The sequence below is a fragment of the Pseudomonas sp. 51_B genome, assembly GCF_017491595.1.
Lineage (GTDB): Bacteria > Pseudomonadota > Gammaproteobacteria > Pseudomonadales > Pseudomonadaceae > Aquipseudomonas > Aquipseudomonas promysalinigenes.
Genome location: NZ_JAFGYW010000344.1, coordinates 1 through 461, shown reverse-complemented (window position 1 = coordinate 461; position 461 = coordinate 1). Strand labels below are relative to the sequence as shown.

General features: G+C 56.4%; 1 pseudogene. It reads left to right on the top strand.

The annotated features are described in order from the left end of the window. Positions 1 to 322 precede the first annotated feature (322 nt). Positions 323 to 461 (top strand): annotated as a pseudogene (locus J5M56_RS26895) (RNA polymerase subunit sigma); the annotation flags it as partial.

Genomic DNA, 461 nt, shown 5'->3' with positions numbered 1-461 from the left:
GATATCCCCCTGTTCCGGCGGGTATTTACATTGTTCGCCCCCAAAGCCAGCACCCTGCGCGAAAGATACGGGTGCTGACGGACATGCTGGTCGATTGGTTCGCAGATGTGAGCCCAGGCAACGTCCTCTCCCTTTAGAAGGCAAGCCACTCGGGACGGCGAGCGTTCAATCTATCCAATTGCCGGACGCATCTTCCACTCGTAGTTCCTGCACAACCATGCCATTCGCCTGCATGCAGGCGCTGAGCTGCGCATGTTTGCCTAAGATCAATCGCCTGAGTAGAATGCGATTCATTATCAATCATGTATGTCCCGGGATGCCGATGCGTAGCGACGAAACACTAGGTACTGCAGATCCAGGGATGCTCTATCGCACCCACTTCTCGTGGTTACAGGGCTGGCTGATTCGGCGCATCGGCTGTCGCGACAACGCCGCAGATCTGGCGCAGGACACCTTTGTGC